The 7,232-nt window shown below is 60.2% G+C and carries 7 protein-coding genes and 1 tRNA gene; 3 read left to right on the top strand and 5 right to left on the bottom strand.

Annotation, left to right across the window (positions count from 1 at the left end; all coding sequences use genetic code 11):
* The 3 genes from B3873_RS21275 to B3873_RS21265 all read right to left on the bottom strand — a co-directional run.
* Positions 1-300, bottom strand: a 300-nt coding sequence (locus B3873_RS21275) for an H-NS histone family protein (RefSeq protein WP_286868887.1), incomplete at its 3' end; no start/stop codon positions are given.
* A gap of 85 nt (positions 301-385) precedes the next feature.
* Positions 386-763, bottom strand: a complete 378-nt coding sequence (locus B3873_RS21270; RefSeq protein WP_286868886.1) for a hypothetical protein — start codon at positions 761-763, stop codon at positions 386-388.
* Positions 764-1,096: 333 nt separating this feature from the next.
* Positions 1,097-1,738 carry an alanyl-tRNA editing protein gene (locus B3873_RS21265; protein ID WP_286868885.1) on the bottom strand — a complete coding sequence of 214 codons (642 nt, stop codon included), beginning with the start codon at positions 1,736-1,738 and terminating at the stop codon, positions 1,097-1,099.
* Positions 1,739-1,835: 97 nt separating this feature from the next.
* Between B3873_RS21265 and B3873_RS21260 the strand changes: the two genes are divergently transcribed.
* Positions 1,836-2,783, top strand: coding sequence for a LysR family transcriptional regulator (locus B3873_RS21260; RefSeq protein ID WP_286868884.1), 948 nt, complete (start codon positions 1,836-1,838; stop codon positions 2,781-2,783).
* A gap of 5 nt (positions 2,784-2,788) precedes the next feature.
* On the opposite strand, the gene B3873_RS21255 is transcribed toward B3873_RS21260, so the two are convergent.
* Positions 2,789-3,412 carry an anaphase-promoting protein gene (locus B3873_RS21255; protein WP_276839005.1) on the bottom strand — a complete coding sequence of 208 codons (624 nt, stop codon included), beginning with the start codon at positions 3,410-3,412 and terminating at the stop codon, positions 2,789-2,791.
* Between the two features lie 174 nt (positions 3,413-3,586).
* Between B3873_RS21255 and serS the strand changes: the two genes are divergently transcribed.
* Positions 3,587-4,888 carry a serine--tRNA ligase gene (gene serS, locus B3873_RS21250; protein WP_034331782.1) on the top strand — a complete coding sequence of 434 codons (1,302 nt, stop codon included), beginning with the start codon at positions 3,587-3,589 and terminating at the stop codon, positions 4,886-4,888.
* Positions 4,889-4,989: 101 nt separating this feature from the next.
* On the opposite strand, the gene B3873_RS21245 is transcribed toward serS, so the two are convergent.
* Positions 4,990-6,870, bottom strand: a complete 1,881-nt coding sequence (locus B3873_RS21245; protein WP_134222087.1) for a GGDEF domain-containing protein — start codon at positions 6,868-6,870, stop codon at positions 4,990-4,992.
* Between the two features lie 275 nt (positions 6,871-7,145).
* Between B3873_RS21245 and B3873_RS21240 the strand changes: the two genes are divergently transcribed.
* Positions 7,146-7,232, top strand: a tRNA-Ser gene (locus B3873_RS21240).

The raw sequence follows: 7,232 nt of genomic DNA, 5'->3' as shown, positions 1-7,232 counted from the left end.
TTTCTCGATATCGCCGCCCGCATCCATGATCTCCTTGACCCAGCCCGGCTTGCGGCCACGGGCAGCGCCTGACCAGGTGAGATCGCCATTTCGGTACATCACCACGGCGGTTTTGGCGGCAGCTTTCTTGACGGTCTTCTTTCTGGCAGGCGCCAATCCAAGCTGTTCCGCTGTCAGGCCGTATTCAGCGATTTGCTGCTTGATGCCGGCGATAACGCTTTCCAGTTCTTTTGCCTTCTGCTTTTCAGCCTGGTCTTGCAGCTTCTTGATTTGCGCTTGGAGATCTGCGTAACTTGTCATTTTTTTCCTTTAATGAAGGAGTGGATCGGGTTGAAATTCACTACGCATCATTGATAGCTCTTTTTTGAGCCAAGTTGCGTAACTTTTAAAATAAGTATTTGGCTTTCAATCTGTCAACGAATGAAGGCGGCATCGCAATGATGTGGTCCTCCAGTTCAGTCAGGCCCGGAGCATCGTCAGCAAGAATTCCTCCGTGATTTATCCCGCTTCCACAAATCTTTATTGAATACTTTTGATTTTGAAATTCTTTGATTGCGCCATTTAATTCGTTGGTGCAATCATATTTTTTGCAATCGAGTTTGCTGTTGTTTGCAGCGAGGTGGTCAGTGATTAAAAGGGGCGAAACAAGGGAAAGCACCAGCCAGAAAATAATGGTCGGGATCATTTTCGGAAATTCTTTTCTTAGGCCATTCCCTTTTGTATTGAAGCTAGAGGCTTTATTTCCAAAGAAAATCAGAATCACCAATAGGATTCCAAGGCGGGAAGATCTTGCAGGTCAAATTCCGGAATTTTGTAGTGATGTTCAGCGGCCAGACTCTGCGGCCCCGGTTCTCGTAATTGAGTTGGGGAGAGTCCTGCTGTTTGTGTTGTTCAGCTTGCTCTGCAGGCTTCAGCTGTCTTGCCTTTGCCATCGTCACCCCTGAGCATGGTCAAAAAGCTCAGAGGGTACGTGCGTGGACTTGCGTTATAAATCGTCCATAGGTGCGGCATCGGACTCGACGGAGAGAAATGCCCGATTTATTTCAGTCATTCCAAAACGAATTTGACTCCATATTCGGTCGAGTCAGATTTGCACTCAGCCGATGACGTCATACCGGACCAGCGCCTCGCCCTTCTTGATCCGCACCGATTCAATCCGAATCTGTCCGATCTCCCCCAGCGCCGCCACATGCGTCCCGCCACAAGGATAGGCGGGCAATTCGCCAAAGCCGATCTGACGCAAGCCATTGTCCATGGCCATCACACAGGGCAGATCCTGCGCCAGCAATTCATTGCAGCGGCGCTCCAGTTCTGCTGGCACCAGTTCCTGCGCCGTGCCATCAGCTGCAGCACCCACGCCTACCACGCGCGCTTCTCCCGGCCAGTGATGGGCTTTGGTCGGCGTCCATCCCAGTTCTGCCATCACTTGCCCAATCACGTGGCCTGCTGAATGCAGGCGGGTATGCAACTGGCGCGGCTCGGCGTCGACGGCCGCCACGGCCGGGCCGGACGCAACAGGGGCTGCGGTGTGATGAACGATGCCTTCACTTTCGCTGACCACGCGCAGCACTTCCACGTCGCCGATGCGGCCGGTATCGCTGGGCTGTCCGCCACCCTGCGGATGAAAGGGCGTGGCCGACAGGCGCACGGCGTAGCGGCCATCGTCCTGCGGGGTGCAGTCCTGCACGTGGATGTCGGCGCGCAAGGCGCGGTCGGTCAGGTAGAGGCGTTCAGTCATGGCGAGGCTTTCAATGTGGCTTGCGGCGAGTGTCGTGCATTGTAGCGGCCGCAGGAAGTTGCGATAATCCGGCACCGACGCAAAGGATCTTTGCACCATGAGCACAAATCAAAGCATCGCCCTCCTGAACGAAATGGCCGTCTTCGCCAAGGTGGTGGAGACCGGCAGTTTCTCCGAAGCCGCACGCCAGCTGGGTGCCACCCCCTCGGCCACCAGCCGCGCCATCGCCCGCCTGGAAAAGGCGCTGGGCACCCAATTGCTGCAGCGGACCACCCGCAAGCTGCGCCTGAGCGCAAGTGGCGAGGAAATCCACGCCCGCTGCCGCGATATGCTCAATGCCGCGCAAGCCGTGCTGGCCGTCTCCGCTGCCTTCGATGCCGAACCGCAAGGGCAGGTGAGGGTGAGCGTGCCCAAGGCGGTCGGCCATGCGCTGGTGCATCCGCATATGCCGGATTTTTTGGTGGCCCATCCCAAGGTGGACGTGCTGTTGCGGCTGGAGGACCGCTACATGGACCTCATCGACGACCAGGTCGACCTGGCCATCCGCATCACCGACCAGCCGCCCCCGGGCCTGATGGGCCGGCGCCTGATGCGCATCGACCATCTGCTGTGCGCCACGCCGCACTACCTGCAGGAGCACGGGGCGCCTGCGCACCCGCAGGCCCTGAAGGAGCACAGCTGCATCTACCTTGGTGAATCACCGGCGGATGCACGCTGGCGCTTTCGCCGGCAGGGCAAGACCGTCAATGTCGAAGTGCGGGGAAGGTATGCGGCCAACCATACCGGGGTGCGGCTCGATGCCACGCTGCGGCATCTGGGCATTGCCAGCCTGCCGTATTTCATCGCCAGGCCGGCATTGGAGGAGGGGAGGCTGGTGCAGGTGCTGCCCCAGTGGAGTTTCAAAACGCGCTATTGCGGCGAGCTGTGGGCGCTGTATCCGGCTACGCGCCATCTGCCGCCGCGTCTGAGTGCCTTCGTGCAGTTTCTGGCGCAGCGGCTGGCGCAGGAGCCGGCCCTGGCACCGGGCGCCAAGCCGGTACGCTGAAGGGATCAGGCCGCAGGGCGGTGCCAGATGTGGAAGCTGCCTTCCATGGCGGACATGGCGGCGATCACGGTCTCGTAGTTCTTGTCATCGTCGTAGCCAGGCAGGCGCGTCTTCATGGCTTCCATCAAGGCTTCCAGGCCATCGGCGTCATTCGGGACCAGCACGCCCTTGATGCCCTCGGCGCTCTTGCCGGCCAGGATCCATTGCGGTTGCGGCAGGGCATCCTCGCTGATGCGGATGGTGACGTCATCGACTGCACTCCAGGCGATGCCTTCGCGCTTGGCCCCGCGCACCATGGTGCGGATTTCTTCATCGTCGAATTCCACGCTGATCTTGCGTGCCTGCTGGGCCGCCACCCGCGTGGGCGACAGCTCGGCAGCGCCCGGTGCCTGCACTTTCCAGTCAGTCTTGCGGACCTTGGGTGGGACCAGGCGGTTCTTGATCTGCTGGCCGAAGGCGAAGGTGGCACCGAAGGAAAGCCCGGCGATCAGCCCGTAGAACAGGCTGGCCTCGTTGGACATGTAGTGGATGCCGGCCCACAAGCCCACGGCCAGGGCGGCGACCAGGCCCAGCAGGGAAAACAGGACGGGGACTTCGCGCGGCGGGCGGGATTCGGGCTGGACGGACATGGGCAAACGGGTCTCATGAGGGATGCGATGGGCCGCATGGTAACCCGCATGGGCGGTGGCGGCTACCGCTGCGGCCGGATTTTATTGCGGGCAGGGCGCACGGGAGGCCCGTGGCGGGCGCGTGACTTGGTACAATCGCGGTTTCGAGCATCAACCCTATCGTAATTTCTTCCCATGATCGACATTCAACTCCTCCGTAAAGACATCGAGAACGTCGCAGCCCGCCTGGCGGCCCGCAAGTTCGTCCTGGACGTGGCCGGCTTCAATGCGCTGGAAGCCGAGCGCAAGCAGATCCAGACCCGTACCGAAGAACTGCAGGGCAAGCGCAATTCGCTGTCCAAGCAGATCGGCATGCTCAAGGGCAAAGGTGAAGACGCTTCCGCAGTGATGGCCGAAGTCAATGGCATCGGCGACGAGTTGAAGGCCTCCGCCACCCGTCTGGAAGAAGTGCAGCAGCAGATGACCCTGTTCCTGCAGGCCGTGCCCAACCTGCCGCACGAATCCGTGCCGGCCGGCAATGACGAAAGCGGCAACGTCGAGCTGCGCAAGGTCGGCACGCCCCGCAGCTTCGACTTCGAGATCAAGGATCACGTCGACGTCGGCGCGCCCCTTGGGCTGGACTTCGATACCGCCACCAAGCTGACCGGTTCGCGCTTCGCCGTACTCAAGGGCGGCATCGCCCGCCTGCATCGCGCGCTGGCGCAGTTCATGCTCAACACCCATACCATGGAGCATGGCTACACCGAGTGCTACACCCCCTACATCGTCAACGCCGACAGCCTGCGTGGTACCGGCCAGCTGCCCAAGTTCGAGGCGGACCTGTTCGCGGCCAAGAAGGGCGGCCAGGAAGGCGAAGCCGAAAACGCCGCACTGTACCTGATCCCCACGGCCGAGGTGCCGCTGACCAACTTCGTGCGCGATGAAATCGTCGCAGGCGACGCGCTGCCGATGAAGTTTACGGCGCACTCGCCTTGCTTCCGCTCGGAAGCCGGTTCCTATGGCCGCGATACGCGCGGCATGATCCGCCAGCACCAGTTCGACAAGGTGGAAATGGTGCAGATCGTCCATCCCGAAAAATCCTACGAAGCCCTGGACGAGATGCTGGGCCACGCCGAGACCATCCTCAAAAAGCTCGGCCTGCCGTATCGCGTCATCACCCTGTGCACCGGCGACATGGGCTTTGGTGCGGCCAAGACCTATGACATCGAAGTCTGGCTGCCGGCGCAGAACACCTATCGCGAGATCTCCTCGGTCTCCAACTGCGAAGCTTTCCAGGCGCGCCGCATGCAGGCCCGCTTCCGCAATGCCCAGGGCAAGCCGGAACTGCTGCATACCCTGAACGGTTCCGGCCTGGCTGTGGGACGCACCCTGGTAGCCGTGCTGGAAAACTACCAGCAGGCCGATGGCAGCGTGGAGATCCCCGAGGTGCTGCAGCCCTACATGGGCGGCGTGACCAAGCTGGTGCCGGGCGCCTGATTCAGTTTTCCTGAGCGCCAAATGAAGACGGCTGCCTCGCAAGGGGCAGCCGTTTTTTTATCGTCGCACCGGGCGAGAAAACGTTTTCGTAAGCAGGCTGGCTAAGCGTCCTTGAGCGCCCAGGAGAAGGTGGTCGGGATGCGGCGCTCGATGAAGAGGCTGTTGCCCTGGATCTTCTTGGCTTCCTTCTTGGCGCGGGTGGCGGCCGAGGCGATCTGGTGCGGTGAGGAGTATTGCGAGGGTTCGATCTTCACCGAGCCCAGCGACAGCGAGACCAGCGGGTGGAACACCCGGTTGCCCTGGCGATCCTCGGTGTAATAGCCTTTGCGCTGCACGTCTTCGTCGTAGTAGAAGGCGCGGGTTTCGGCTTCGAAGGTGTCGAGGATGGTGCGGCAGCGCTTTTCCCAATCCTCGCTCTGGAACAGGATGAGGAAATCGTCCCCGCCGATGTGGCCGATGAAGTCCAGGTTGGGGTCGCAGGCCTGCTGCAGCACGCGGCCGGTGGCCTGGATCATGTCATCGCCCTTGCGATAGCCGTAGACATCGTTGAAGGGTTTGAACTGATCGAGGTCGCAATAGCAGATGCAGAATTCCACCCCGCTTTGCAGCAGGTATTCGATGTGATCGTTGATGGGCACGTTGCCCGGCAACTGCGTCAGCGGATTGGCGTGGCGGGCGGCGTCGATCTGCATCTGCGTGATCTCGCGCAGCAGATCGTGGCCGGTACCCAGTCCCACGTACTGGCCGCGGTCGGTGATGATGAAGCCGTTGGAGAGGTGGTGCGACTCGGCATGCACCAGCAGGTTGGAGAGGTCCTGCAGACTGGTGTCCTGCTCGGTCAGGATGGGATTGGGGTCCATGAAGAAGGCGCAGGACTTCTTGCCATACAGTTCGCGGCCGTACAGGCGGGCAAAGCGCTCCACCATGCTGTAGCGGTTGATGAGCCCGATCGGCAAGCCATTGCTGACCACCGGCAGGGCCTGCAGCTGCGGATCGTTGACGAACATGTCGTAGGCCGCATCGTTGGTCACTTCCGGACTGACGTACTGGGTCTCGCGCAGCAGCTTGGCGACGGTGGCGCTGCGCTTGCCGGGGCCATACTTGTTGGCGGCCAGCGGGACCTTGTCGCGCCGCAGGGTCTTGGTGACATCGTCCGAGATCGAGACCGGCGGCTCCGGTAGCGGACGCGAGATGTGATAGCCCTGGCCGCAGGCAATGCCGAGGTCGCGGATAGTCAGCAGTTCGGCCTGGGATTCGATGCCTTCGGCGATGACGATGGAGCCGGACTTTTCGGCAATCTCCTGGATCGAGCGCACGAACTGCAGCTTCATCGGATCATGGTTGATGCCTTGCACGAAGTGCATGTCGACCTTGACGTATTCCGGCTGCAGCTCCGACCACAGGCGCAGGCTGGAGAAACCTTCACCCAGATCGTCGATGGCAATCTGGAAGCCCATGTCGCGGTAATGCATGGCCGCATTGCGCAGCAGGGCATAGTCGTAGGTGGGTTCGTTCTCGGTCAGTTCGATGATGATGCGCTGCGGATTGACGCCCAGCTTTTCCAGATAGCGCAAGGTCTCGCCCTGGATCGCCTCCGGCTGCATCAGTGCCCCCGGCGACACGTTCAGGAACAGATTGCCCGGCAAGCCCAGTTGCGCGAAGCGGGTCATCACGATGTGGCGGCACAGATATTCCATCTGTACCGACAGGTTGTGTGCGCGCGCCACCTTGAACAGCGCCAGCGGCGAATGCAGCGGGGTATTGGAGGGGCCGCGGATCAAACCTTCATATCCCAGAATCTCGCCGTTACGCATGCGCACGATGGGCTGGAACAGCGCCGACAGCTTGCGTTGAGCAATGATCTCATGCAGCAATGACAACATCGGATCGTCGGCGCCGCGCAGGGCCGCACCGGAGGCGCGGGCGATCAGATCGACGACTTCGGCGCCGAGCGGAAAGATTGGATTGGAGAGGGGAGCCATCTGGCTGAATCCGGATTCGAGAGAGTCAAAGAACGGCAATGCATCGCAAAATAGTTTACGGATCCTAGAAGTGATTTATGACAAGATGATGATAAGCAATTCAGCTTGATGGTTTTATGTGTGAACTTTGCTTCTGCTAGTCTGTCCTGCGGGAGATGCAATGACGAGGAGATAAGTTTTTTGAATATTTTTCAAAAAATAGTTCCACTCTGAAAATAGTTCTGCTATAGTCGCTGTCTTCGCTGCACCACGCAGTGAAACGACCGAAGTTGACCGGAGAGGTGGCAGAGTGGTCGAATGTACCTGACTCGAAATCAGGCGTACGGTTTCCCGTACCGTGGGTTCGAATCCCACCCTCTCCG

The organism is Herbaspirillum sp. UBA812 (genome assembly GCF_002296545.1).
GTDB classification, from domain to species: Bacteria; Pseudomonadota; Gammaproteobacteria; order Burkholderiales; family Burkholderiaceae_D; genus Herbaspirillum; species Herbaspirillum huttiense.
This window is presented reverse-complemented; position numbering and strand designations above follow the sequence as displayed.